Origin of the sequence: Rhizorhabdus phycosphaerae, from assembly GCF_011044255.1 — a bacterium.
Classification (GTDB): Bacteria; Pseudomonadota; Alphaproteobacteria; order Sphingomonadales; family Sphingomonadaceae; genus Rhizorhabdus; species Rhizorhabdus phycosphaerae.
Map to the genome: position 1 here is coordinate 3,670,862 of NZ_CP049107.1, position 23,982 is coordinate 3,694,843.

General features: G+C 65.6%; 26 protein-coding genes. 17 read left to right on the forward strand and 9 right to left on the reverse strand.

The window, feature by feature from the left end; all coding sequences use genetic code 11:
• Positions 1-58: 58 nt before the first annotated feature.
• The 6 genes from G6P88_RS17080 (at position 59) to G6P88_RS17105 (ending at position 7,323) form a co-directional block, all read left to right on the forward strand.
• Complete coding sequence (locus G6P88_RS17080; protein WP_165325264.1) at positions 59-2,377, forward strand: sulfatase-like hydrolase/transferase; 2,319 nt, start codon at positions 59-61, stop codon at positions 2,375-2,377.
• A gap of 56 nt (positions 2,378-2,433) precedes the next feature.
• A complete protein-coding gene (locus G6P88_RS17085) occupies positions 2,434-3,363 on the forward strand; it encodes a formylglycine-generating enzyme family protein (RefSeq protein WP_165324255.1) in 930 nt (309 codons plus the stop codon).
• Positions 3,364-3,423: 60 nt separating this feature from the next.
• Positions 3,424-4,458 carry a tRNA (adenosine(37)-N6)-threonylcarbamoyltransferase complex transferase subunit TsaD gene (tsaD, locus tag G6P88_RS17090; protein WP_165324256.1) on the forward strand — a complete coding sequence of 345 codons (1,035 nt, stop codon included), beginning with the start codon at positions 3,424-3,426 and terminating at the stop codon, positions 4,456-4,458.
• Positions 4,455-5,465 (forward strand): NAD(P)H-dependent glycerol-3-phosphate dehydrogenase, encoded by a 1,011-nt coding sequence (locus tag G6P88_RS17095; RefSeq protein WP_165324257.1) that lies wholly within the window; start codon positions 4,455-4,457, stop codon positions 5,463-5,465. Before tsaD ends, G6P88_RS17095 begins: the two co-directional genes overlap by 4 nt.
• Positions 5,466-5,566: 101 nt before the next feature.
• Complete coding sequence (locus tag G6P88_RS17100) at positions 5,567-6,475, forward strand: HPr kinase (RefSeq protein WP_165324258.1); 909 nt, start codon at positions 5,567-5,569, stop codon at positions 6,473-6,475.
• The gene (locus G6P88_RS17105; protein ID WP_165324259.1) at positions 6,472-7,323 is read left to right on the forward strand and encodes a sulfotransferase domain-containing protein; all 852 of its coding nucleotides are present in this window, start codon (positions 6,472-6,474) and stop codon (positions 7,321-7,323) included. Before G6P88_RS17100 ends, G6P88_RS17105 begins: the two co-directional genes overlap by 4 nt.
• Here G6P88_RS17105 and G6P88_RS17110 read toward each other — a convergent pair.
• Together G6P88_RS17110 and G6P88_RS17115 are read right to left on the reverse strand one after the other, a co-directional pair.
• Positions 7,320-9,266, reverse strand: a complete 1,947-nt coding sequence (locus G6P88_RS17110) for an asparagine synthase-related protein (protein ID WP_165324260.1) — start codon at positions 9,264-9,266, stop codon at positions 7,320-7,322. The genes G6P88_RS17105 and G6P88_RS17110 overlap by 4 nt on opposite strands.
• 63 nt (positions 9,267-9,329) lie before the next feature.
• The gene (locus tag G6P88_RS17115) at positions 9,330-9,479 is read right to left on the reverse strand and encodes a hypothetical protein (protein WP_165324261.1); all 150 of its coding nucleotides are present in this window, start codon (positions 9,477-9,479) and stop codon (positions 9,330-9,332) included.
• Positions 9,480-9,583: 104 nt separating this feature from the next.
• Here G6P88_RS17115 and G6P88_RS17120 point away from each other — a divergent pair, with 104 nt between their 5' ends.
• On the forward strand, positions 9,584-9,883 hold the full coding sequence (locus tag G6P88_RS17120; protein ID WP_165324262.1) for a PqqD family protein: 300 nt from the start codon (positions 9,584-9,586) through the stop codon (positions 9,881-9,883).
• A gap of 227 nt (positions 9,884-10,110) precedes the next feature.
• Here the strand turns inward: G6P88_RS17120 and G6P88_RS17125 are convergent, their stop codons facing one another.
• On the reverse strand, positions 10,111-10,593 hold the full coding sequence (locus G6P88_RS17125) for an outer membrane protein assembly factor BamE (RefSeq protein ID WP_165324263.1): 483 nt from the start codon (positions 10,591-10,593) through the stop codon (positions 10,111-10,113).
• Between the two features lie 153 nt (positions 10,594-10,746).
• Here G6P88_RS17125 and G6P88_RS17130 point away from each other — a divergent pair, with 153 nt between their 5' ends.
• Entirely contained in the window at positions 10,747-11,271 is a 525-nt protein-coding gene (locus G6P88_RS17130; RefSeq protein ID WP_165324264.1) for a ubiquinol-cytochrome C chaperone family protein, read from the forward strand.
• Positions 11,268-11,792: a YceD family protein gene (locus tag G6P88_RS17135; RefSeq protein WP_165324265.1), complete on the forward strand. Its 525-nt coding sequence runs from the start codon at positions 11,268-11,270 to the stop codon at positions 11,790-11,792. The genes G6P88_RS17130 and G6P88_RS17135 overlap by 4 nt, the downstream gene beginning before the upstream one ends.
• Positions 11,793-11,802: 10 nt before the next feature.
• Here G6P88_RS17135 and nadB read toward each other — a convergent pair whose 3' ends face one another.
• The 6 genes from nadB to G6P88_RS17165 form a co-directional block, all read right to left on the reverse strand.
• Entirely contained in the window at positions 11,803-13,398 is a 1,596-nt protein-coding gene (nadB, locus tag G6P88_RS17140) for an L-aspartate oxidase (protein WP_165324266.1), read from the reverse strand.
• Positions 13,391-14,314: an ABC transporter ATP-binding protein gene (locus G6P88_RS17145; protein WP_165324267.1), complete on the reverse strand. Its 924-nt coding sequence runs from the start codon at positions 14,312-14,314 to the stop codon at positions 13,391-13,393. Before G6P88_RS17145 ends, nadB begins: the two co-directional genes overlap by 8 nt.
• 302 nt (positions 14,315-14,616) lie before the next feature.
• On the reverse strand, positions 14,617-15,255 hold the full coding sequence (locus G6P88_RS17150) for a hypothetical protein (RefSeq protein ID WP_165324268.1): 639 nt from the start codon (positions 15,253-15,255) through the stop codon (positions 14,617-14,619).
• Positions 15,256-15,400: 145 nt separating this feature from the next.
• Positions 15,401-16,072 (reverse strand): M23 family metallopeptidase, encoded by a 672-nt coding sequence (locus G6P88_RS17155; RefSeq protein WP_165324269.1) that lies wholly within the window; start codon positions 16,070-16,072, stop codon positions 15,401-15,403.
• A gap of 133 nt (positions 16,073-16,205) precedes the next feature.
• A complete protein-coding gene (locus tag G6P88_RS17160) occupies positions 16,206-17,144 on the reverse strand; it encodes an SPOR domain-containing protein (RefSeq protein ID WP_165324270.1) in 939 nt (312 codons plus the stop codon).
• A gap of 105 nt (positions 17,145-17,249) precedes the next feature.
• A complete protein-coding gene (locus G6P88_RS17165; RefSeq protein WP_165324271.1) occupies positions 17,250-17,624 on the reverse strand; it encodes a reverse transcriptase-like protein in 375 nt (124 codons plus the stop codon).
• Positions 17,625-17,658: 34 nt separating this feature from the next.
• Here G6P88_RS17165 and G6P88_RS17170 point away from each other — a divergent pair, with 34 nt between their 5' ends.
• The 8 genes from G6P88_RS17170 (at position 17,659) to G6P88_RS17205 (ending at position 23,961) form a co-directional block, all read left to right on the forward strand.
• Positions 17,659-17,976 carry a hypothetical protein gene (locus G6P88_RS17170; protein ID WP_165324272.1) on the forward strand — a complete coding sequence of 106 codons (318 nt, stop codon included), beginning with the start codon at positions 17,659-17,661 and terminating at the stop codon, positions 17,974-17,976.
• A gap of 67 nt (positions 17,977-18,043) precedes the next feature.
• Positions 18,044-18,241 (forward strand): zinc-finger domain-containing protein, encoded by a 198-nt coding sequence (locus G6P88_RS17175; protein ID WP_165325265.1) that lies wholly within the window; start codon positions 18,044-18,046, stop codon positions 18,239-18,241.
• A gap of 75 nt (positions 18,242-18,316) precedes the next feature.
• On the forward strand, positions 18,317-19,747 hold the full coding sequence (gene tldD / locus G6P88_RS17180) for a metalloprotease TldD (RefSeq protein ID WP_165324273.1): 1,431 nt from the start codon (positions 18,317-18,319) through the stop codon (positions 19,745-19,747).
• Positions 19,748-19,766: 19 nt separating this feature from the next.
• Positions 19,767-20,600, forward strand: coding sequence for a patatin-like phospholipase family protein (locus G6P88_RS17185; protein WP_165324274.1), 834 nt, complete (start codon positions 19,767-19,769; stop codon positions 20,598-20,600).
• Positions 20,597-21,163, forward strand: coding sequence for a DUF924 family protein (locus G6P88_RS17190; RefSeq protein WP_226946623.1), 567 nt, complete (start codon positions 20,597-20,599; stop codon positions 21,161-21,163). The genes G6P88_RS17185 and G6P88_RS17190 overlap by 4 nt, the downstream gene beginning before the upstream one ends.
• Before the next feature lie 168 nt (positions 21,164-21,331).
• Entirely contained in the window at positions 21,332-21,670 is a 339-nt protein-coding gene (locus G6P88_RS17195; protein WP_165324275.1) for a P-II family nitrogen regulator, read from the forward strand.
• 14 nt (positions 21,671-21,684) lie between these two features.
• Positions 21,685-23,109 carry an ammonium transporter gene (locus G6P88_RS17200; RefSeq protein ID WP_165324276.1) on the forward strand — a complete coding sequence of 475 codons (1,425 nt, stop codon included), beginning with the start codon at positions 21,685-21,687 and terminating at the stop codon, positions 23,107-23,109.
• A 159-nt stretch (positions 23,110-23,268) separates the two neighbouring features.
• Entirely contained in the window at positions 23,269-23,961 is a 693-nt protein-coding gene (locus G6P88_RS17205) for an endonuclease/exonuclease/phosphatase family protein (RefSeq protein WP_165324277.1), read from the forward strand.
• Positions 23,962-23,982 lie beyond the last annotated feature (21 nt).

A 23,982-nucleotide genomic window follows, 5' to 3' on the forward strand; every position in this document is an offset into this window, starting at 1 on the left:
CTCCCAGACTGGCCGTCCCGTTCGCGGGACGGCCCCTTTGCTTCCACGAGGTGAGATGATGTTCAAGCCGCGCGCGCTTCTCGGCGCCCTTCTGACGACCGCGCTGATCGCTGCGGCTGTGCCGGTAGCCGCCGAACAGGGTGTGCGCGTGATCGGCAAGACCGTCGAGACCACGCATGCGCCGGAGTGGCCCGCGCCTGTAAAGGCCCCCGACAAGGCGCCGAACGTGCTGGTGATCCTGACCGATGATATAGGCTTCGGGGTTACCCAGGCCTTCGGCGGCCCCGTACCTACGCCGGCCTTCGATGGGTTGGCGAAGCAGGGGCTTCGGTACAATCGGTTCAATACGACAGCACTGTGTTCACCCACGAGGGCGTCGCTCCTCACAGGGCGCGAGCCGCACAATGTGAACATGGGCAACGTCACCAATCTGCCGACCGGATATGATGGCTATACGACGGTCATTCCTAAGAGTGCGGCGACCATTGCGAAGCTGCTAAAGCATGGCGGCTACAACACCGCGATGTTCGGCAAGAGCCACCTGACGCCCGACTGGGAAATGAGCGCAGCCGGCCCCCATGATCGCTGGCCGACCGGTCTGGGCTTCGAATATTTCTATGGTTTTCTTTCCGCCGACACATCGATGTGGGCTCCATCGATAGTGGAGAACACGCTCCCCGTCGAACCGCCGCACGGCGACCCCAGCTATCATTTCGAAAAGGACATGGCGGACCACGCGATCAGCTGGCTGCGCACCCAGCGGGCATCGGCGCCGGACAAGCCCTTTTTCATCTATTATGCACCGGGGCTCGCCCACACGCCGCACCATGTCCCCAAGGACTGGATAGCCCGCTTCAAGGGGCAGTTCGATGCCGGCTGGGACGCGGTGCGGGAGCAAAGCTTCGAGCGTCAGAAGAAGCTCGGAATCATTCCGAAGGACGCCCGGCTGTCGCCGCGCCCGGATTCGCTGCCCGCCTGGTCGTCGCTCAGTGCCGACCAGAAGCGCGTCTATGCGCGATTGATGGAGGTGTTCGCAGCGTCGGTTGCCTTTTCGGATCATCAGACGGGGCGCCTCATTGAGGAAATCCGTCGGAACGGCGACTTCGACAACACGATGATCGTGTACATCCAGGGTGACAATGGCAGCAGTGCAGAGGGAGGGCTCAACGGTCTGGCCTTCGAGCAGTCGTCGATCACGGGCCGGAAGGAGAGTTTCGAGGAGTTGAAGTCCCACTTCGACGATTTCGGTGGACCGAAGGTCTACAACCACTTCCCGGCGGCCTGGGCCTGGGCGATGAACAGCCCCTTCCCCTGGTGGAAGCAGATCGCGTCGCAGGCGGGCGGCACGCGCAATGGCATGGTGATCTCCTGGCCCCGCCGCATCCGTGACGGGGGAGCGATCCGCAACCAGTTCGCCTATGTCAGCGACATCGCACCTACCATTCTCGAGGCGACGGGCATCAGAGCCCCAGCAACGGTCGACGGCGTGACGCAGCAGCCGATCGACGGCATCAGCCTGGCCTACAGCTTCGAGGCGCCGACAGCGCCGTCTCGTCGGACCATCCAGGTCTTCGAGATGATGGAGAATTTCGGCATTTATCACGATGGCTGGCTGGCCGGCACCTTGCCCAAGCGGCTCGCCTGGGAAGTCGGCGCGGGCGTTGACCGGAAGCTCGATCTCGAGCCCGACGAGCGCAGATGGACCCTGTTCGATCTCGACAAGGACTTCACGACGGCAAACGATCTGGCTGCGCGCAATCCGGCGAAGTTGAAGGAGATGCAGGCGCTGTTCTGGAAGGAGGCGGCCCGAAACCACATCCTGCCGATCCACGACTACAGCCAGGGTACCGCCGGCAGGCCGAGCGTGGCTGCAGACCGTCGGGAGTTCCTGTACACCGCCCCTGTCTCCAGGATCGCCGAGGATGCGGCGCCCCACACGATCGGCAAGTCTTTCTCCATCGAAGCTGACGTCGCCGTGGCCGGAAAGGATCAGGGCGTACTGCTCACGCAGGGCGGCAGGTTCGGCGGCTATGCCTTCTACATCAAGGACGGCCGCCCCGTATTCCATTACAACGCCGTGGGTGCCGACCAGTTTACGGTCCGGGCAGACGCCCCCCTGGAGCCCGGCGCGCACAAGCTGGCCGCTCGGTTCGTCATCGATGAGGCCAAGCCCGGCTCCGGGGGAATGCTGACCATCACCGTCGACGGCCGCGAAGTCGCAAGCGGTCGCATCGGCCGGACGGTGCAGGGCTGGATGTCGCATACCGAGGGTCTCGACGTCGGACAGGACAGCATCTCATCGGTCAGCGAGGATTATGACGTGACGCAAAGCCGCTTCTCCGGCACGCTTCGAAGCATCAGGGTCACGCTTTTCTGAGAGGATTGCAGCTGCCTCAACCGGTCGATCAGCAAGCGATAGGCGATACGGCCGCTATGCGCCTCGTCGCGGGTGGCACCTTTCACATGGGGTCGGAGCGCTTCTATCCGGAGGAGCGGCCGGTTCGCGAGGTGCGCGTCGACCCCTTCTGGATCGACGTGCTGCCGGTCACGAACCGCGACTTCGCAGCCTTCGTCGAGGCGACAGGCTATGTGACCGTCGCGGAGGTCGCACCCGATCCTCGCGATTATCCGGGCATGTCGCCGGAAATGGCTCTGCCGGGTTCGCTGGTTTTCACCAGGACTGCTGGCCCGGTCGATCTCCAGGACTATAGCCGCTGGTGGTCTTTCCGGTTCGGCGCGGATTGGCGTCATCCCGAGGGCCCCGACAGCGATCTGTCGGCGCTTTGGGACCATCCTGTCGTGCATGTCGCCTATCCGGACGCCGAGGCCTATGCGCGCTGGGCAGGCAAGATGCTCCCGACCGAGGCCGAATGGGAATTTGCGTCCCGGGGCGGATTGGATGGCTGCGATTATGCCTGGGGCGACGAACTGGCGCCCGACGGCGCGATGCTCGCCAATTACTGGCAAGGGTCTTTCCCCTACGCCAACGACCTGCTCGATGGCTGGGAGCGGACCTCGCCGGTGGGCCATTATCCGCCGAACGCCTATGGGTTATACGACATGATCGGGAATGTGTGGGAATGGACCGCTGACTGGTGGTCGATGCCGCAGCGCTATCGCAAGCCGTTCAAGGGCGCCTGCTGCGTGCCGGCCAATCCGCGCGGCGGGAAGGAGCGGGAAAGCTATGATCCGTCGATGCCGGACGTGCGGATAGGCCGGAAGGTGCTCAAGGGCGGGTCGCATCTCTGCGCGGCCAGCTATTGCCAACGCTATCGGCCCGCAGCGCGGCACGCACAGGCGGTCGACAGCTCGACGAGCCATATCGGCTTTCGCTGCGTCGTTCGGCAGAGCGGAGCGGGCTGACCCGCTTCCGGCGCCAAGTCGATATTTCCTTCCGGATGCAATTCGCTCTACAGGCCCCGCATGGCCATCATCCTCGGGATCGAATCGAGCTGCGACGAGACCGCCGCCGCACTGGTGCGCAGCGACGGCACCGTGCTTTCGCACCGGCTGGCCGGGCAGGAGGAGGCGCATCGCCCCTTTGGCGGGGTCGTGCCCGAACTGGCCGCGCGCGCGCATGTCGAGATGGCGGTGCCGCTGGTCGAGGGCGCGCTGGCCGATGCCGGGCTGACGCTGGCGGATGTCGACGCGATCGCGGCGACGGCCGGTCCCGGCCTGATCGGCGGGGTGATGGTCGGGTTGATGACGGGCAAGGCGCTCGCCCATGCCGCCGGCAAGCCGCTGATCGCGGTCAACCATCTCGAGGGCCATGCCCTGTCGCCGCGCCTTGCCGATCCGTCGCTCGCCTTTCCCTATCTGCTGCTGCTGGTCTCGGGCGGGCATTGCCAGTTGCTCTTCGTCGAGGGCGTGGGCCGCTATCGCCGGCTCGCGACCACGATCGACGATGCCGCCGGCGAGGCCTTCGACAAGACCGCCAAGCTGCTGGGCCTGGGCTTTCCGGGTGGTCCGGCCGTCGAGCGCGCGGCGCTGTCGGGCGACCCGCGCGCGGTCCCTTTGCCACGCCCGCTGGTCGGCAGCGGCGAACCGCATTTCTCCTTCGCCGGGCTCAAGAGCGCGGTGCTGCGGGCCCGCGATGCAGACATCCACAAGCCGGAAGATATCGCCGCCTCCTTTCAGCAGGCGGTCGTCGATTGCCTGATCGATCGGACGCGGATCGCGCTCGACGCGTCCGATGGTGCCACGGCGCTGGTCGTGGCGGGCGGCGTCGCGGCAAACCAGACGATCCGGGCGGCATTGTCCGCCCTGGCGGAACGCACGGGCCTGCGCTTCGTGGCGCCGCCGCTGTGGCTTTGCACCGACAATGGCGCGATGATCGCCTGGGCCGGCGCGGAGCGTTTTGCGGCTGGGCTGGTCGACGACATGGAGGTGCCCGCACGGGCGCGGTGGCCGCTCGATCCGACGGCGGAAAAGGCGCGCGGCGCCGGAGTGAAAGCATGACGATGAGCGAGAACCCGCCAAAAGTGGAGAGGCTGGGCGTGATCGGCGGCGGCGCCTGGGGTACCGCCATGGCGCAGGTGATCGCCAGCGACGGCTCCGACGTGCTGCTGTGGGCGCGCGAGCCCGAGGTGGTGGAGGCGGTGAACGCCGATCATGCGAATCCGCTGTTCCTGCCGGGCCTGCCGCTCAGCCCCTCGATCCGTGCGACTGCCGCGCTCGCCGATCTGGGCGTCTGCGATGCGCTCGTCGTGGTCGCGCCCGCGCAGTTCGTCCGCTCGGTCCTCGTCGAGCTTTCCTGCGCGGGCAAGCCGCTGGTGCTGTGCGCCAAGGGCATGGAAGCCGGTTCGCGCCAACTGATGTCGGAGGTTGCCGCTGCTGTCGCGCCGCATTCGCCGATCGCGGTGCTGTCGGGTCCGACCTTCGCGCATGAGGTGGCGGGCGGCAAGCCGACCGCGATCACGCTGGCCTGCGAGGACGAGGCTGTCGGTCGCGCGCTGGCCGAGCGGCTGCGTCGCCCAGGCTTCCGTCCCTATCTGTCGCAGGACGTGATCGGCGCGGAGATCGGCGGCGCGGTCAAGAACGTCCTCGCCATCGCCTGCGGCGTCGTCGAGGGCGCGGGGCTGGGCCAGAATGCGCGCGCGGCGCTGATCAGCCGGGGCTTTGCCGAAATGACCCGCTTCGGGCTCGCGCGCGGCGCCCGCGCAGAGACGCTGGCGGGCCTGTCGGGGCTTGGCGATCTGGTGCTGACCTGTTCCTCGACCAGCTCGCGCAATTTCTCCCTCGGCAAAGGCCTGGGCGAAGGCCGTTCGGCGAACGACCTCCTGTCCGACCGCCGCACGGTCGCCGAGGGCGCCGCGACCGCCCCGGTCCTGGCAGAGGCCGCGCGCGAGGCGGGCGTCGACATGCCGATTGTCGACGCGGTTTGCGCGCTGCTCGCCGGCAAGGCGACCGTGGCGGAGGTGGTGAGCGAACTGCTCGCCCGTCCGCTGAAGCAAGAAGGGGCGTAGGGGCGGGGCGGCTGTACCGGTTGGGCGAAGGTGGCTCGCGAAAGAGGTGCCGAGTGGGACGCTGGGGGATGAACGATCAGGCATCTGAACGACGCCCGCCGATGGAGCATCGCGATTATCATATCTGCGGCCTGCGCGTCCGTTCGCTGCTGCCGCTGGCGGGCCTCGTTCCGTGGCCCGACGATGGCAGCGCCCCTGATGTTCTGATTCTCACCGGGCCGGTCGCAGAAGCCGGGTCGGAAAGTGACCGCTACTTTTCGCTGGACCCTGACGGCGCCTGCCGGCTCGATGTGCCCGGCCTAGCGCGCTTCCTGGTCCGAGGCGGTCGCGAGGTTATCGTGGACTCGCGCCTGTCGCTCGATGCTCCCGATCTGGCAGTGTTTCTGCTCGGCAGCGTTTTCGGCTTTCTCTGTTATCAGCGCGCATGGCTTCCCCTTCGCGCCAGTAGCGTCGCCATGGATGGAGCGGCGGTTGCCTTCGCGGGCCTGTCGGGGGCAGGAAAGTCGACACTGGCGGCCAAGCTCGTGGAACTTGGTTACCCGCTGGTCGCCGACGAGGTGACCGTCGTTCGCTTTCAAGGCGACGGCCCGGCAGTTCTTCCGTCATTTCCCCGACAGACGCTATGGGCCGACGCCATCCAGGCGCTGGAACTGAAGCCGGGGCGGGCGGTGCGCAGTATTGAGGGGTTCCAGAGGTTCGAGCATTGCGCCTCACGCTTTACGACCGATCCGCTACCGCTAGCGGCAATCTGCCATCTTGAAGCCGGGACCGGGACGCCGCTCGACCTGCTGACGCCGCTCCGTGGTCTGGAGGCCGTGAATCGCATGCGGGCGGCAACCTACCGCCTCGCTGCTGGTCGGAAGATCGCCGGCGGTGACGAACATCTGATGGTGTCCGCAGCGAAGCTGGCCGCAGCCGTGCCGCAGTTCCAGCTTCGGCGCCCTACGGACTTTAAGGATTTTCCCGAGTTTGCGCGACGTCTGGTCAATCGCCTGGGGCAGATGTCATGACGGGCGCGCCAGCTTCCGGGGCCATATGGCTGGCCTCCTATCCCAAATCGGGAAACACCTGGCTGCGCTTGGCGATGGCGGCGATGCGCGCGGACAGCGATCGGATCGATATCAACGGGTTCCGTGAGCGGAACGAGGTGATCGCGGGTCTGCGCGAGACGTTCGATATGGTGATGCCGTTCGACGCGGCCGATCTGGGCGTCGACGAAATCCTGACGGCACGGCCGGAAATGACCCGCCGCTTCGTCCCTACTCTCCCTGCCTGCAGCCTGCTCAAGGCCCACGACGCCTATGTCCGCACGCCCGGCGGCGAATGGCTGATCCCTCCCGACGCTACGGCGGCGTATATCCATGTCGTGCGGGATCCTCGCGACGTCGCGCTGTCCTTTGCCGCGCACCGTGGCGTAGCGGTCGACGAGATCATTACGTTCATGGGCGATCCCGATGCCATGCTCGCGCGCCCGCACGGGGCGCCTTCCGCACAGCTTCCGCAGCCGCTCGGCTGCTGGTCGTCCCATACGGCCAGCTGGCTCGACGATGCGACGCCGGCGCCGTTACTATTGCGCTACGAGGATATGGTGGCGGACCTGCCGGCCGTCCTGCGCCGCGTCGCGGCTCATCTCGGCTGGCGAATTACGGCGGATGCACCCGAGCGAGCCGCACAAGCCACCCGCTTCGACCGGCTGCAGGCCGCCGAAGCGGCGCAGGGATTTGGCGAGCGCCCCCAGGCGGCTGCCCGCTTTTTTCGCAGCGGACGGGCGGACGGATGGCGTGGGGTACTCACGGCCGACCAGGTGCGAAGGATCGAGGTCGCCCATGGCGCGATGATGGCGCGTCTCGGTTATTAGCGATTGCCGCCTTCGATCCAGCTCAGGAATTGCGCAACGTGCAAACTGCGTAGCAGCATCACCCGATAGCTACGCTGCTGCGCGTTAGCAGTCTCCCGGTCGAGAGGCCAATCGTCGATGAGACGCCGCAAGCGCGGCAGGTCGAGCATTTTTGCGGCCAAAGTCGATCGCTCCGCACGCGACAATGCCTCTGACAGGCGGTCACGATGGGGTGTCAGCCGGTGGTGCCAGTCTCCGTTCTGGGCGCCCCGCCGGAAATTCTGCAATATCGCGGAGGGCAGGCGATCGGCGAAGACTCGCCGGGCGAGGGCTCGCGTGACGCCGCCGGCAAGAAACTGGTTGTCGGGCAGCGCCATGGCCAGGTCGACGATCCGACGGTCGGAAAAGGGATCCGACAGCGTAACCCCCATGACAATTCGCAGCGCGGTCGTGGTTTCCATCTGCATCCGCGAACGCTCGAGCACATAGCGCATGATCGACTGCCGCGAACCCTTCGCGAGCGTGTCGAGTAGCATCACCGCATGTTCACGATAATGATCGTCGAGCCGATGGTCTCGGAAATAGTCGTGCGAGAATGCGGTAAGCCCCTGCCAGGGGGGCTTCCGCTCGCCATGCCGCAGCCGCGATAGCCTGTCGCGCAACGAAGCGGGCAGCGTCTGCCTGATGCCGTGCCGCAGAAGCCCCTTGCTCCGACTGCTGGGAAGCGTCTGCCAAAGCGCGGCCATCTCGCGCGCATAGCCGCCCCAGGCGCCTGCCCGGCGTAGCGCTTCCAGGCGATCGGTGCCCTCGGCGCTGATCGTATAATTGCCCCAGCTGCCGTCGAGCAGCGTCGCATTGCCCAGTTCGCGTGTCCGGCGGAACATCCTCAGCAGCCAGGCGGCGTTCGAAGGGCTCCGCATGGGCATCCCCGCCTGAAGAAAGAACCCCTCGGGGTCCGTTTCCAGAGGCTCGATGTCGGCCGAAGCCAGATATTCGACCTGGAGATTGGGGTAGAGCGAAGCGAGAGTTGTGACGAAAGGCCGCTCGTCCGGATAGCGATCGCCATTAGACAGGCCTTCGCCATCGACCGGCACCACGCAAAGTGCATGGACCGTGTCCGGCGCGCGCTGTCGGGCGGCCGTTGCGGCAATAGCGCTGGAGTCCAGGCCGCCACTGACCGAAGATACGACCGGCCCGATCACTCTGGTCCGGGCGGCGACAGCCGATTCGAAGAGCGACCGCATCTGCTCCACATGATCGCCGGCAGTGCGTTCCGCCGGAGCCTCACGATCGTAATCGGGCCGCCAGAGGATGCGGCTACTCTCGCCCTCTGGCCCGAACTGGACTTGCGTTGCCGGGCGAACGTGCCGGATCGCCTTGTAGAAGCTACGGTCGCTCGTGTCCGTGCACGTCAGCAGAAGCTCGGCTACGGCAAGCTCGTCGACATCCGTGGGAACCTGCGGAAGCGTGAGCAAAGGGCGATAGCCGGTCGCAAATGCGCGCCATCCCCTTTCACCCGCATGAAACAGCGCACGATGCTGGCTATGGTCGCGTGCGAGGGAGAGCCGTCGCGCGCGGGGATCCCAGACGGCCCAGGCGAAATCGCCCAAAAGATGTTGGGCGGCATCTGGCCCTAAGCGCTCGTAGAGCAGCATCGCCAGATGGCCGTCGCCGATGTCGCTCCCTTGGGCGGATCGCAATCCAAGCCGTTCGATCAGTTCGAGCCGGTTGTCGAGCCGGCCATCAAACAGCGACACGATGCCGCTGTTCCCCTGCCAAGGCTGCGCTTCGTGGCGGTCCTCAGGCGCCAATAGTCGTTGACGACACACGAATACCGCGCCCGGCAGTCGTACCACGCGAAGGCGTTCGAGGCCCACGCCTTCGAGCGCCGCGCCTAGGCGTTTTTCGACGCCGTCCGGCGCTGGCGAGTTGTCGAAAGCGACGAATGCGGCGAACGCCGTCACGGGTTTGCCGTCTCCGCGATCTCACACAGCGCGAAGTGCGACGTCGGGCTGATTGTGCCACGTTTAGGACAAAAGATTGGAAGCTCCGTCGTCGGTCGAGGCCGCGGCTGCAGCGGTATGATCGTTGATCGACGCTTCGGTCACCTGCGGCTTCGTCCATGCGAGCTTGGGCGTCGGAGCCTGTGCTTCCTCAACGATTTCATGATCGACCATTTGCGCATCCTCGAATTGCCGTCAGAAGGGCCTCTACTAGCCGATGCAGCAGAAGTCAGGCAACGCATTTATAGTAGATGGGACTCGCTAAGCTGTTGGATATCATGAAGATGATGAAATCGCGCCTGACCCTGGACAGCACTGTGTCGCGTGCAAAACGGCTGCTTGACATGGAAGTGCATGGCGAACGCGTGCTGATCGATGCAGCCTCGGGAAATTATGTGGGCCTCGATAGCGTCGGCAGTGCGATCTACGACGCGCTTGTAGAGCCCCGTTCGGTCCAGGACCTTCTGGCCCACCTCACCTCGCTGTATGACGACCCGGCTGGCGCGATGGCCGGTGATCTGCTGGAGTTTCTGGAGGCGGAAATGGCCGCACACAGGATCGACGTGATCGCAGGCTGATCACCGGGAAGAACGCGCTGATAAAGTGCGTTTTCTATGGCCGAGAGCACGGCCTTCCCCTCCACCATGCTCCGCATGGTCCCCCTCCCCGTGCCGGGGAGGATCTGGTCAAGTGCGGGCATGATTTCCTCCCCGGAACGGGGAGGGGGACCGTCCGCAGGACGGTGGAGGGGCAGGCAAAACGATGGTTACGGAAAAACGCTCCGTCCCATGCCCTCTGCCCAAACTCAGTTCGGATTGTCCGCCGTGCCGCCGGCCGGGCCGACGCTGCCGACGCGGCCGATATTGCCGAACAGTTCGCGGAAGAAGCCGCGCTTGCTGCCGAGCGTCGGGGTCTTGTCGGCGTAGAGCGAGACGGGCGTGACCTTTTCCAGGCCGGTGCGGTCGACCGAGACGACATTGCCCTTGTCGTCGAAATGCACGGCGAGGACCATCTGCGAGACCGGCTTGGGCGTGCGATAGCCAACCTGCTTGGTGTCGCGGGCGACATAATACCAGGTGCGGTTCTTGTCGAACTGTCCGGCGAAGCTCGGGCGGCCCAGCGTGCGCTCGACCGATTCGCGGTTGTCGACGCCGGGGGCGACGGTGTTGATCAGGGTCGAATCGACGACATAGCCCTTGTGGTCGCGAATGCGCGAGCAGCCGGCCGTCAGGCCCAGTATGGCGATCGTTCCGGCGATGGCCGCCGATCGCAACAGGGTCCGGGGCATTCGATTCTCCTCGATACTCGACATTCGCGGCGCAGCGCCCTTGCGGCGCGAACCAGCCGCCTCAATATGCGCTGGACCTGCCCAGTGGCAAGATGGCGTTACGCGGTATAGAGACGCCGCTTTATGGCCGGTGAACGGTCGCGAGGACATGACGTGCGCTTTTTTAAATCCCTCTTCGGCATCGGACCCGATCCGCGCGAGGCGCTGATCCCTCTGTACAGCTCGGCGGTCGCCGAGGCGCGCCGCCCGCTCTGGTATGCCGACTATGGCGTGCCCGACACGCTGGATGGCCGGTTCGACATGGTCACGGCGACGTTCGCGCTGCTGCTGCTTCGCGCCGAACGCGAAGGCGACAAGGCGGGGGAGATCTCGGCCCTGCTCACCGAACTGTTCATCGAGGATATGGAGGGGCAGGTCCGCCAACTCGGCATCGGCGACGTCATCGTTGGCAAGCATCTGGGCAAGATGGTGTCCGCCATGGGCGGCCGGTTGCTCGCCTATCGGGAAGGCATGGCCGACCGCGAGGCCCTGACAGAGGCGCTCGTCCGCAATCTGTGGCGTGGCGAGCCGGGGCCGGATGCGAAGCCGGCCGAGGCAGCCGATGCCCTGCGCGCGATCCATGCGCGGATGGAGGCGACCGGCTGGGACGATCTGATCGCCCGGGGCATCCCGGCATGAGCGCGGTCGAGTTCAGCCGACCGTTCCGGATCGACACGCTCGGTGATGGCGACCGTGCGGTCGAGATCGCAGCCGAGCCGGCGGAGCGGGCCGCGCTGGTCGTGCGTTTCGGGCTGCTCTCGCTCGATGCGCTGTCCGCCACCGCGACGCTGCGCCGCGAAGGCGAGCGGGTCTTCGCCGAAGGACGCATCAGGGCGGTGGTTGCACAGCCTTGCGTCGCCACCGGCGAGCCGGTGCCCTCCACCGTCGATGAGGCCTTCACGCTGCGCTTCGTGCCCGAAGGTGAAGGCGGCGAGGAGGAGATCGAACTCGACGCCGAGGATTGCGACGTTGTCGACTATGCCGGCGGCAGCATCGACCTGGGCGAGGCGGTCGCCGAGACGATGATGCTGAGCCTTGATCCTTTCCCGCGCAGCGCGGGCGCCGACGCCGTCCTGCGGGAGGCAGGCGTTCTCTCGGAAGACGAGGTGGTCAGCGGGCCCTTCGCTGCACTGAAAGCGCTCAAGGACAAGCTCGGCTGAGCAACGCGCCTCACGGAACGAGGATCGTGTCCTTCGCCTCGTCGAGCATGTCGGGATAGTCCAGCGTGTAGTGCAGGCCCCGGCTCTCCTTGCGGTGGAGCGCCGAGCGCACGATCAGGTCGGCGACGTCGACCAGGTTGCGCAGCTCGATCAGGTCGGGCGTGACTCGGAAGTTGCCATAATATTCGGCGACTTCCTGCCGCAGCAGCGCGACCCGATGCTGGGCGCGTTCGAGCCGCTTGGTCGTGCGGACGATGCCGACATAGTCCCACATGAAGCGGCGGATCTCGCGCCAGTTGTGCTGGACGATGACCTCTTCGTCCGAATCGGTGACGCGGCTTTCGTCCCAGGGACGGATGGCCGGGGGCGCGGGCATGTCGTCGAAATGCGCCTTGATATGCTCGGCTGCGGCATCGCCGAACACGAAGCATTCGAGCAGCGAGTTGGAGGCGAGGCGGTTGGCGCCGTGCAGCCCCGACTGGGTCACCTCGCCGGCGGCATAGAGGCCGGGCAGGTCGGTGCGTCCGTCGAGGTCCACCAGCACGCCGCCGCAGGTATAATGGGCGGCGGGCACGATCGGAATCGGATCGCGGGTGATGTCGATGCCCAGGCCGAGCAGCTTGGCGTGGATCGTCGGGAAATGGCCGGTGATGAACTCGGCCGGCTTGTGGCTGATGTCGAGATGGACATAGTCGAGGCCGAGACGCTTGATCTCATGGTCGATCGCGCGGGCGACGATATCCCGCGGGGCGAGTTCGGCGCGGCGGTCGAAGCGCGGCATGAAGCGGCGGCCGTTGGTCGGCAGTTTCAGCTGTCCGCCTTCGCCACGCATCGCTTCGGTGATCAGGAAATTCTTGACCTCGAGATTGTACAGGCAGGTCGGATGAAACTGCATGAACTCCATGTTCGACACGCGGCAGCCGGCGCGCCACGCCATGGCGATGCCGTCCCCGGTCGCGCCGCGCGGTGAGGTCGAGAAAAGATAGGCGCGGCTGGCGCCGCCCGAGGCGAGCACGGTGGCGCGCCCGGTGAAGCTCTCGATCGCGCCGGTCTTGCGGTCGAGCGCATAAACCCCCCACACATGGCCGTCGCCCGAATAGCGTTCGCCATGGCGGCTGGTGATCAGGTCGATCGCCGCGCGATCGGGGAACAGCGTGATGTTGGGGTGCGCGGCAGCGGCCTTTTCGAGCGCTACCTGCACCGCATGGCCGGTGGCGTCGTTGACGTGGACGATGCGGCGATGGCTGTGCCCGCCTTCGCGGGTCAGGTGCCAGCGATCCTCCTGGCCCTGCTCGGCCGGGTTGAAGGGGACGCCCAGCGCGGCGAGCTTCTCGATCGCGAGCGGCGCATGTTCGACGACAAACTCGACCGTTTCGCGGTTGTTGAGCCCAGCGCCGGCGACGATCGTGTCCTCGACATGCGACTCGAACGTGTCGCCCTGCTCCAGCACGGCCGCGATGCCGCCCTGCGCCCAGGCGGTCGAGCCGTCGGAGATTCCCGCCTTGGCGAGCACGCCGACGCGGTAATGATCGGCCAGGTTGAGCGCTGCGGTCAGCCCTGCAGCACCCGATCCGATGACGATGACGTCGAACCGATGCTCAGCCATTGGCCGCGCGCGTCAGGGCGAGGAACACATCCTCCAGATCGGCCTCCTGCGTCGACACGTCGACGATGCCGAGGCCGTCGCGCTGGACCGCTGCCAGCACCTCCCCGGCGTTCACCTTGTCCTTGGAATAGGTGATCACCAGCGTGCGACTGTTCTTCAGTTCGACCTTTTCGAAGCAGATCGCCTCGGGAGGTGCGTCCAGATCACGGTCGACGGTGACGGATACGGCCTTTTCTTGCGCCTTGCCGACGAGGTCGCGGGTCGGCTCGTTGGCGATCACCTTGCCGTGATTGATGATCGCGATCCGGTCGCAAAGCTCTTCGGCTTCCTCGAGGTAGTGCGTCGTCAGCACGACCGTCACGCCGCCCGCGTTCAACTCGCGCACATATTCCCAAAGCTGCTGACGCAGCTCGACGTCGACGCCGGCGGTCGGCTCGTCGAGCACCAGCACCGGCGGCGAATGGACCATCGCTTTGGCGACGAGAAGCCGGCGCTTCATGCCGCCCGACAGCGAACGGGCATAGGCGTCCGCCTTGTCGTGCAGATGCACCGCGCGGAGCAGCGCGTCAGTATGCCGCTTCGCTTTTGGAATGCCATAGAAGCCGGCAGTGTTTTCCAGTGTCTCGCGTGGGGTGAAGAAGGGATCGAACACGATCTCCTGCGGCACGATACCGATCGACGCCTTGGCGTTGCGCGGGTCCGCATCGATGTCGAACCCCCAGATCGATACCTTCCCGGCGCTCTTGTTGACCAGCCCGGCAAGGATGTTGATCGTGGTCGACTTGCCGGCACCATTAGGGCCGAGCAGACCGAAGATCTGGCCACGGGGAATGTCGAGATCGACGTCGAAAAGGGCTTGCTTGCCGCCCTTGTAGATTTTCGACAGGCCCCGGATGCTGATCGCCGCTTCGCTCATGGCGGGGGAGATAGCGGCTGCGGGGCGATGGTGCAAAGGGAGACGAAGGGGCGGGTGACGATCAGCCTCGCGGCGAGGCGCGTTATTGGTCCGAGCAGCCCCTCCACCGTCCTGCGGACGGTTCCCCTCCCCGTTCCGGGGAGGATGTATTGCAGCACCCCAGTTCCTCCCCGGTACGGGGAGGGCACCATGCGGAGCATGGTGGAGGGGAGGGCGGGACGCTCCTCAATGCCGGATCGCCTAGGCCGACAACTCCTCAAACCGACCTTACTCTGCGCGTTAGGAGGACAGCCCGGCGGCGTTCAGAACCAGCAGTCGAGCGTCGTCCGCGTCCCTTCACGAGTCAGCTGCACGAAGGGGGATGCTTCCGCCTTGCTCTGCGGCTGCTTGCCCTCGGTGTCGAAGGCGAAGCCCCTACGGTTGAGCGCCGATCGAACCTTTTCGAACGGCGCGTCGAAGAGGAAGCCATAGGCCCAGCTGTCGCTGAAATTGGCCGCAGCGCTTTCGATGCGGATCAGCGGCAAACCGAACCAGCGTGCCTGTACGGGGAGCTTGGCCTTGATGGTCGGCTCTTCATCCGCCGCCATGTCGGGATGGCGGACGGTCTCCAGAGCCGGTTGCCCGAATGCCGCCCGAAATTCGGCGGGCGCGATAACCTCCCCCAGGCTGATCGGATCCTTGCCGTTGATCTTCAACAACCCCTCGACCAGCGTGCCGCCTGCCCCGTCGAGTTCGCACTGGGCGGTGTCCGAAAAATGGAGAAGCCCGTCCAGCACGATCGGCTGCGGGAGGGAGGGGCGGGGCTTTTCGGCAGGCGCGGTGATCATCGCAGTGCGGGGGTTCTGCGGCGTAACGCTCATGTTCCGCGGCGCATTGTCCTGGCAACCGGCCAACGACAGGAGGAGCAGCGGCGCAGCCAGATAGGAAACCTGGCTTTTCATGCTGAACCGTCCTTCCCATCCCACCGTGCCGGATAGAAGTTTGGTGCCATTGCGTTGCCGAACGGCAGGCGGCGAGCGATCTACCTGAGGCTTCTTGCTTCCTTCTTTTGTGCGTCGGACCATCTCGTTAGCCCCCAATAGAATGTTATTCCTGAACCCAATCATCGCCTTGGTGGCCATCTTTGTATTGGGACCCGCGGTGCATGGCATCCTTTTCACGAAATTGCCGTCCGCGCTTGCCTCCCCCTCCAAATGGGTCAACGGCGGGAGGCGCTACAAGGCGGCCATATTTGTCGTAAGCCTGTACGTGAACATGCGGGCCGGTGGACCGCCCGTTGGTAGGATTTCCATAGCGGCCGATGATGTCGCCAGCCCTCACTTCCGTGCCATCGGGAAGAGTCGATGAGGGCTCCATGTGGCCATAGCCCACCCGGCTGCCATCCTTGAGAAGAAGCCATGTGCGCCAGCCCATGCCGCTTCCTTTCCCATGGTGGGCATTCGGATTCTGCCAGCCGGTCATGCTGCGCATGATCACTCCGTCGGAGGGCGCCTTTACCTCTCCACGCGATCGAGCGGCCGTTTGAGCATCGGAGCCACCTGCTGCGACCGCTCCTCGCGCTCTGTAGGTCGGCGCAAGGTCGAAAAGTGGTTCTATGTCATAGCTCAGGCGGGGATCATGTTCATAGACGTCCGCCTCGGGCAGGCTGGCGAGGTCGTAGGGTAGCCTGAAGCTGCCGGATGCAGCGTCTGGCGAAACACCATCCTGTTCTGCCAGCAGTTTTCTCCAAAAAGATTTATGATCGACTTTATCGGCCATCGCTTATCTCCTTCTCAGGAGAGTTGTCCCGCCAAACCCTGTTTGTAAAGAACAAAGAAAGAACGAAATCTTCGTGCGCATGCAACGGGTGCTACGTGGGAACGCGATGCGGAATCGTTGGGCGCGGGCGCCTTCACCCCTTCCCCGGTGCCACCGGCAGGCAGTCGAGCCCGGCGCCGGCTGCGGCGGCGCAGAGGGCGATCGCCTGGTTCCGGTCGGTGACCGGACCGATGCGGACGCGGACGAGTGCGCTGGCCGGGACTGGCTCGTAAACGGGCTCGAAGTCGTTCGCTGCGCTCATGCGCTGGCGGATGCGCGACCAGGCGTCGCGGGCGGCGCGGTCGCCCGAATAGGCGCCGAGTTGGATGCGCCAGGGCGGGCCGGCTGATGACGTGACGGTGGTAGAAAACGACGCCATGCGCGCCACCGGTTTGGCGGTACCGCTCCGGCCTATCTTCTCCCAGTCGGCGAGGGCCAGACGGTAGTCGGCATAGGCACGATAGAAATCGGTGAAGGGCTGGACCAGCCGGGCGAGAGCCGCAGGGGCAGCGGAGTCGAGCGTCTCCGGCGCCAATGCGGCCAATTCGGCGGCGACCTCTTTCGCGGAAGCGCAGAAGACCGGCTGGGCGGGGGGCTGGGCGAAGAAATTATACACCTGGGTAACATGGGCATCGGTGGCCGACGTACTGCCGAGGCGAGCCGTTTCTGCCTTATAGGCCTTGGCGAGAGTCTTGCGCTGCCGACTCAGCATGGCGTTGTAATTCGCGGTGATGCCGGTCTTGCCTGTTCGGTCGCAACTCAGGGCGGCGACGTTCAGGGCCGACCGAAGATGCCACAGCGCCTCGATGTCCGGGATGTCCGAATTGACCGTGCGGTAGCCGCCATGGCCGTCGCTCTCGGGGAGGCGAAGGCCCTCGGGCGCGCCGGAAGGAGGCAGGGGGCGAGGCTGGCTCGTCGTCGGTGGCGGCGGCGCGGGAGCCGTCTTCACCGGCTTTCGTCCGCATCCGACCAGCAAGAGCGCCGCTCCCGTCGCCGCCAGCAGGGCAAGCCCTGAACGCCCCTCGATCGCCATCCTGTTTCCATCCCGACCTCGTTCGGGGGGACCTTGCGCGTGGGGCAGGGCGATGTCAGGCGGCCTTGCGCCGGTGCGAGTCCGGCGCGGGTCGGACCGAGTTCCTCAATAGCCGCGCCGCATCGCCTCCAGCGCGATCCCGGCCAAATTCCGCTTGCGGCCGACATGGCGTAGGCGAACGCGGTCGAATGTCGCTGCCTCGGCGCGGAAGCGGGCGAGCCAGGGGCGGCGGGTCGGCTGCCTGTCGGTCGCCTGCCGAATGACCGAGAGCGAGTCCCCCAGCAGGACGATATCTGACAGCCCGGCCGCTTTGGCGCGCTCCAGCGCATGGAGTGCTGCGGACCATTCGGCGTCTTCGTTGTCGCCCTGGCCCAGGCCGGTGCGAATCTCGGCCACGCCGCGCAGCATTGTTGCGGTCTCCATCACACCGGGGTTGGGGCGGCAGCCGCCGTCGAAATAAAGGGTGGTCGGCTTGTTCACGCGGGCTTCACATGGCAGGGTTCAAGGCGACAGCATGACAGCACATCGCGCCTCCCTCCGCCATGCCTTCGCGCTGGCTGCCCTGCTGCTGGCGAGTGCTGCCGCGCAAGCGGAGGAAACGGTGATTGCGCTCAGCCCGGCCGAGAAGGAAAAGCTGCTCGACGCGGCGGCGCAGAAGCCTCGGCCCGTTGGCGAACTTCCGGTGAACGGTGTCATCGGCAAGGTCCATGGCCAGGTCGGCATGTTTGTCGGCACCGGAGGAGCACGCGGCGTTTTCGGCACGGCGGTCGCCCCGGTCGGCGAAACCGGCCAGATCGCAGTATCGTTCGAGAATAGCCGCTTTCGGTACTGATCGGTCGACTCACGCATTTCTTCGCGTTGCACGCTGCCGCGACGCTTGCTAATCGGCGCCCATGAGCATCCCGGCGCCGAATCCCGAAATCGTCACCGTCACCAAGACGCGCGTCGCCTGCGACGGCGCGAGCGACATTCCGGGTGGAGCGTCACTCGGCCATCCGCGCGTGTTCATCGAGATCGATCCCGAGATCGGATATGCCGATTGCGGCTATTGTGATCGCCGCTTCGTCCTCGAAGGCGCCGGCACCGGTCATCATTGATTGCCGGCCGGGCGTTGATAGCGCGCCGCCAATAATCGCTATTGGGCTTCGCGCCGGAGCGCCTATATCGGGCGCATGACGATCCTTTCCGCAGACCCCCGCCATTTCCTCTATCGCGACGCGCTCGATCCCGATGCTGCGCTGCGGCTCACCGCGCAGACGCTGAAGGGCTGCGACGACGGGGAACTCTATCTTCAATATCTGACGTCGGAGAGCTTCGGCTTCGACGATGGCCGGCTGAAGACGGCGGACTACAACACCCAGGCGGGGTTCGGCCTGCGGGGAGTATCGGGCGAGACCACCGCCTTCGCGCACGCCAACGAATTGAGCGAGGCCGCAATCCTGCGCGCTGGCGAGACGATGACCTTGCTCGATCCGTCGACCGCCGTGCCCGCCCCGCCGCCGCGGCGCACCAACACCGGCCTCTACACCGCCGACGATCCGCTGGGCCTGATCTCCTTCGCGCGCAAGGTCGAGCTGTGCCAGCAGATCGACGCCGCCGCGCGCGCCCGCGATCCGCGTGTGCAGCAGGTGTCGGTCGGGCTGTCTGGCTCGTGGAGCGTGGTCGAGATCGTGCGTCCGGACGGATTCACCGCCTTCGACGTCCGTCCGCTCGTTCGCCTCAATGTCTCGATCGTGGTCGAGCAGAATGGCCGCCGCGAAAATGGCTTCTTCGGTCTCGGTGGGCGCTATCTCTATGATCGCCTGTTCGAGCCGGCGACCTGGAACCGCGCGATCGACGAGGCGCTGTCGCAGGCGATCGTCAATCTCGACGCTGTCGCCGCACCTGCGGGCGAAATGACCGTCGTGTGCGGCCCCGGCTGGCCGGGCGTGCTGTTGCACGAAGCGATCGGCCATGGCCTCGAAGGCGATTTCAACCGCAAGGGCACCTCAGCTTTCTCCGGCCGGATCGGCGAGCGGGTTGCGGCGCCGGGCGTCACCGTGGTCGACGATGGCTCGATCGCCGATCGCCGGGGTTCGCTGACGATCGACGACGAAGGCACGCCGACCCAGTGCAACGTCCTGATCGAGGACGGCATCCTCAAGGGCTATATCCACGACCGTCTCAACGCGCGCCTGATGGGCGTCGCGCCGACCGGCAATGGCCGGCGCGAAAGCTATGCCCATGCGCCGATGCCGCGCATGACCAATACGTTCATGTATGGCGGGCAGGCCGACCCGCAGGAGATCATCGCGCGGGCCGGCAACGGCATCTACGCCAAGAGCTTCGGCGGCGGGCAGGTCGACATCACCAGCGGCAAGTTCGTCTTCTCCTGCACCGAGGCGTACAAGATCGAGAATGGCAAGCTGACCGTGCCGATCAAGGGTGCGACGCTGATCGGCGATGGCCCTTCGGTGCTGACCAAGGTGACCGCGATCGGCAACGACATGGCGCTCGATGAAGGAGTCGGCATCTGCGGCAAGGGCGGTCAGTCGGTCCCCGCAGGCGTGGGTCAGCCGACGGTCATGATCTCGGGGCTTACCGTCGGCGGCACGGCGGCCTGACGGACTGAAAGGCGCGGCCATGGGCATCGCGCTGGCACTGGGCGGAGGCGCCGCGCTCGGCTGGGCGCATATCGGCGTGCTGCGCGCGTTGCAGGAGCACCGCATCCCCATCAGGGCGATTACGGGCACCTCGATCGGGGCGCTGGCGGCGGTCTGCTATGCGGCGGGCCGCCTCGATCCGCTGGAGCGGATCGCGCGTTCGACCAACTGGCTGCGGGTCCTGTCCTATCTCGACATTCATTTCCGACCGGGTGCGATGCTCGGCGGGCGCGGCATTTTGCGCGAGCTCGAAATGCATCTCGGGCGGCTGCAGTTCCAGGAGCTGCTGATTCCCTCGGCGGTGGTCGCCTGTGACCTGGTGGCGGGCGAGCCGCTGATCATCGACCGTGGGCCGGTGACCCCGGCCATCATGGCATCGATCGCCATTCCCGGCCTGTTCCGGCCTGTCCAATATGAGGGCAAGTTCCTCGTCGATGGCGGGGTGGTCATGCCCGTGCCCGTCGCGGCGGCGCGCAAGATTGCGCCGAATCTTCCGATCGTGTCGGTCAATCTGCAGGGCGATTATCATGGACGCCGGGTCGCGACGGCGATCCGGGCGCGGCCTGCACGCAACCATCCGTCCATGGCGGTCGTTCGTGCATCGACGATGTTGCTGATGGCCGAACTTGCCCGCCACTCGCTGGCCCTCGATCCGCCCGACCATGCGCTCACCCTGCCGGTGGGGCATGTCGAGATCCACGACTTCACCCGTGCCGACGAACTGATCGCGATCGGCCGGCGCACGGTCGAGGCGGAGCTGGATGCGATCCGCGCGCTGGTCGACCGTTCGGCGTGGAGGGAGAGTAGACCGTGAACCAAGCCGTCAATCGCGACGATGCCGCCCTGACTTCGGAGATTCTGGACTTCTGGTTCGGTGAGATCGGCCCGGACAAGTGGTGGGAGCGCTCGGCCGATACCGACGCGGTCATCGTCGAGCGGTTCCGCGACGTCTGGGAAGCATGGCGCAGCCGGACGCCCGACAGCTTTCTCGGCTCGCCGCGCGAGGCCCTGGCGGCCATCGTCCTGTTCGACCAGTTTTCCCGCAACATGTTTCGTGGCCATGCGGATGCCTTCTCGACGGACCCGCTCGCGCTTGCGATCGCCAAGGCAGCCGTCGATGCCGGACTGGACGACCAGCTGACGCCCGACGAACGCAGCTTTTTGTACATGCCCTTCATGCACAGCGAGGCGATCGCGGATCAGCGCCGGTCGGTTGCGCTGTTCACCGCCCTGGGCAACGCCAATTCGCTCGATTTTGCCCATAAACATCATGACATCATCGAGCGCTTCGGCCGTTTCCCCGCGCGCAACGCCGCGCTTGGCCGGACAAACCGCCCCGGCGAGGAAAGTGCCATTGAAATGAGCAGCGACTGGTAGCCTTGTTCTGCCCAAAAAACGGGCAGGGCTTAACAATTGATCAAACTCTTTGCGGCGCCTTCGGTTCCCTGTCCGGTGCGCGGATAGGATTATCCAAGGAATCCAGCGCTTCCTCAAATTGGCACGGCTTTTGCGAAGCAGATGTCGGGCTGAAAAGAGGGAGGCGTAATGAAACTCGTCATTGCCATCATAAAGCCGTTCAAGCTGGACGAGGTGCGTGAAGCGCTTTCGGGCCTTGGCGTGCAGGGGATGACCGTCACCGAAGTAAAGGGCTTCGGACGGCAAAAGGGTCAGACCGAAATCTACCGGGGGGCCGAGTACAGCACCAACATGGTTCCGAAGATCAAGGTCGAGGTCGCCACGACCGATGACCTGTCCGGCCGGGTCGTCGAGGCGATCCAGCAGTCGGCCAACACCGGCGCCATCGGCGACGGCAAGATCTTCGTCCTCGACGTCGCTCAGGCCGTGCGCATCCGCACCGGCGAGACCGACGACGTCGCGCTCTGAGAAAAGGGGGAAACATGAAGCTTCACCACAAGCTTGCGACAGGTTTCGGCGCTCTCGCCGTCTCCGCGCTGACCGCGATGCCCGCATGGGCCCAGGAAGGCCCGATCAAGGCCCCGACCGCCGAGCAGATGGCGACGATGGTCAACAAGGGCGACGTCTCCTGGATGCTCGTGTCCTCGGCCCTGGTGCTGATGATGTCGGTACCGGCTCTCGCGCTGTTCTACGGCGGTCTGGTCCGCACCAAGAACATGCTGTCCGTGCTGATGCAGGTCCTCGCGATCGTCTCGGTCGCCGCGCTCGTCTGGGTCGGCTGGGGCTATTCGATGGCGTTCACCTCCGGCGGTGACAACCACTTCTTCGGCGGCTTCTCGAAGGCCTTCCTCAAGGGTGTCGACGGCACCACGATGGCAGCGACCTTCTCCAACAACCTCTATCTGCCCGAATATGTGTTCGTCATCTTCCAGATGACCTTCGCCTGCATCACGCCGGCTCTCATCGTCGGCGCCTTCGCCGAGCGCGTGAAGTTCTGGCCGCTGATGCTGTTCACCGTGCTGTGGCTGACCATCGTCTATTTCCCGATGGCGCACATGGTTTGGTACTGGGCGGGCCCCGACTTCCTGCCGGATGCTCCGAGCGATTACGGCCTGATCTGGGGCTGGGGTGCGCTCGACTTCGCCGGTGGCACCGTCGTCCACATCAACGCTGGCATCGCAGGCCTCGCCGGCTGCCTCGTCCTCGGCAAGCGTATCGGTTACAAGAAGGAACCGATGCCCCCGCACTCGCTGACCATGACCATGATCGGCGCGTCGCTGCTGTGGATCGGCTGGTTCGGTTTCAACGCCGGCTCCAACCTGGAAGCCAATGGCGTCACCGCGGTCGCCTTCATCAACACCTTCGTCGCTACGGCCGCTGCGGCCCTGGCTTGGGCGCTGGTCGAGCAGCTCGTGCACGGCAAGCCTTCGCTTCTGGGTGCTGCCTCGGGTGCGGTGGCCGGTCTGGTCGCCATCACCCCGGCTGCGGGCTTCGCGGCTCCGGTCACCTCGATCATCCTGGGCGCCTTCGCTTCGGCCGTCTGCTTCTTCTTCGTCACCACGGTGAAGAACAAGCTCGGCTATGACGACACGCTCGATGTGTTCGGCATCCACTGCATCGGCGGCATCGTCGGCGCGATCGGTACCGGCATCGTCGCCGACCCGGCGCTCGGTGGTCAGGGCTTCTTCGACTACACCGTCTTCCCTGCGGCGGTCGGCAGCTACGACATGATGGCCCAGGTCATCACGCAGACCAAGGCGGTCGGGCTGACCCTCGCTTTTTCGGGCATCGTCTCCGCGATCCTCTTCTTCGCCATCGACAAGACCATCGGTCTGCGTCCGACGCCCGAAGCCGAGGTCGAAGGTCTCGACATCTCCGAACATGGCGAGCGGGCCTACAACTACTGATTTCAAGAATTGGGGCCGCCCCGCAGCGGTGGCCCCTCCGGACGTTCCTCCTGCGAACGCACTGGGCCGGTGGGGAAACCCTCCGGCCCTTTTTTTGCGCCTATCCGGGCAACCACGCGGTGCGGGCGTCGTTTCCATGGCCTATATGTCGGACCAGAGATGATCACAGTCGCGAGCTACAATATCCGCAAGGGCCTGGGCACCGATCGCCGCCGCCGGCCGGACCGCATCCTAGACGTGCTGCACGAAGTGAGCGCGGACGTGGTTGCGCTGCAGGAAGCGGATCGCCGTTTCGGTGCGCGGCAGAGCGCGCTACCTTCGGACCTGATCGCGCGCGGCGAGTATAAGGCGGTGCCCTTCGACATCCGACCGGGCGGGATCGGCTGGCATGGCAATGCCATTCTGGTCCGCCATTCGGTCGACATCCTCGACTATGTGCCGCTCGACCTGCCTCGTCTGGAGCCGCGCGGCGCGGTCCTTGCCGAACTGTCGATCGGGGGGAAGGCGCTGCGCATCGTCGGCATGCATCTCGATCTGTCGGGCCTGTGGCGCCGGCGGCAGGTGCGCGCAGTCATCGATCAGGTCCGCAGTCGTGCGCCCATGCCCACCGTCCTGATGGGCGACCTCAACGAATGGTCGCTCAACGGCGGCTGCATGCGCGAGTTCGACGATGGCCATCATGTCGTGCCGCTCGGCCGCAGCTATCACAGCCGCCGGCCGGTCGGCTGCCTCGACCGTATCATCCTGACGCCCGACCTGCATCTCGTGGCCAGCGGCGTGCACAGCAGTGAGCGCGCCCGGCTGGCGTCGGATCACCTGCCTGTCTGGGCGAAGGTCAACTGGACGGACTGAACGCCGTCCGGGATCGCAGGC

Excerpts from the sequence above, each read along its gene's own strand:
- G6P88_RS17085 (WP_165324255.1), top strand. The coding sequence starts at position 2,434 with ATGCGCCTCGTCGCGGGTGGCACCTTTCACATGGGGTCGGAGCGCTTC.
- G6P88_RS17095 (WP_165324257.1), top strand. The coding sequence starts at position 4,455 with ATGACGATGAGCGAGAACCCGCCAAAAGTGGAGAGGCTGGGCGTGATC.
- tldD (WP_165324273.1), top strand. The coding sequence starts at position 18,317 with ATGACGATCCTTTCCGCAGACCCCCGCCATTTCCTCTATCGCGACGCG.
- G6P88_RS17145 (WP_165324267.1), bottom strand. The coding sequence starts at position 14,314 with ATGAGCGAAGCGGCGATCAGCATCCGGGGCCTGTCGAAAATCTACAAG.
- G6P88_RS17170 (WP_165324272.1), top strand. The coding sequence starts at position 17,659 with ATGACAGCACATCGCGCCTCCCTCCGCCATGCCTTCGCGCTGGCTGCC.
- G6P88_RS17195 (WP_165324275.1), top strand. The coding sequence starts at position 21,332 with ATGAAACTCGTCATTGCCATCATAAAGCCGTTCAAGCTGGACGAGGTG.
- G6P88_RS17120 (WP_165324262.1), top strand. The coding sequence starts at position 9,584 with ATGAAGATGATGAAATCGCGCCTGACCCTGGACAGCACTGTGTCGCGT.
- G6P88_RS17100 (WP_165324258.1), top strand. The coding sequence starts at position 5,567 with ATGGAGCATCGCGATTATCATATCTGCGGCCTGCGCGTCCGTTCGCTG.
- G6P88_RS17155 (WP_165324269.1), bottom strand. The coding sequence starts at position 16,072 with ATGGCCGATAAAGTCGATCATAAATCTTTTTGGAGAAAACTGCTGGCA.
- G6P88_RS17185 (WP_165324274.1), top strand. The coding sequence starts at position 19,767 with ATGGGCATCGCGCTGGCACTGGGCGGAGGCGCCGCGCTCGGCTGGGCG.
- G6P88_RS17115 (WP_165324261.1), bottom strand. The coding sequence starts at position 9,479 with ATGGTCGATCATGAAATCGTTGAGGAAGCACAGGCTCCGACGCCCAAG.
- tsaD (WP_165324256.1), top strand. The coding sequence starts at position 3,424 with ATGGCCATCATCCTCGGGATCGAATCGAGCTGCGACGAGACCGCCGCC.
- G6P88_RS17160 (WP_165324270.1), bottom strand. The coding sequence starts at position 17,144 with ATGGCGATCGAGGGGCGTTCAGGGCTTGCCCTGCTGGCGGCGACGGGA.
- G6P88_RS17105 (WP_165324259.1), top strand. The coding sequence starts at position 6,472 with ATGACGGGCGCGCCAGCTTCCGGGGCCATATGGCTGGCCTCCTATCCC.
- G6P88_RS17135 (WP_165324265.1), top strand. The coding sequence starts at position 11,268 with ATGAGCGCGGTCGAGTTCAGCCGACCGTTCCGGATCGACACGCTCGGT.
- G6P88_RS17080 (WP_165325264.1), top strand. The coding sequence starts at position 59 with ATGTTCAAGCCGCGCGCGCTTCTCGGCGCCCTTCTGACGACCGCGCTG.
- G6P88_RS17200 (WP_165324276.1), top strand. The coding sequence starts at position 21,685 with ATGAAGCTTCACCACAAGCTTGCGACAGGTTTCGGCGCTCTCGCCGTC.
- G6P88_RS17150 (WP_165324268.1), bottom strand. The coding sequence starts at position 15,255 with ATGAAAAGCCAGGTTTCCTATCTGGCTGCGCCGCTGCTCCTCCTGTCG.
- G6P88_RS17125 (WP_165324263.1), bottom strand. The coding sequence starts at position 10,593 with ATGCCCCGGACCCTGTTGCGATCGGCGGCCATCGCCGGAACGATCGCC.
- G6P88_RS17205 (WP_165324277.1), top strand. The coding sequence starts at position 23,269 with ATGATCACAGTCGCGAGCTACAATATCCGCAAGGGCCTGGGCACCGAT.
- nadB (WP_165324266.1), bottom strand. The coding sequence starts at position 13,398 with ATGGCTGAGCATCGGTTCGACGTCATCGTCATCGGATCGGGTGCTGCA.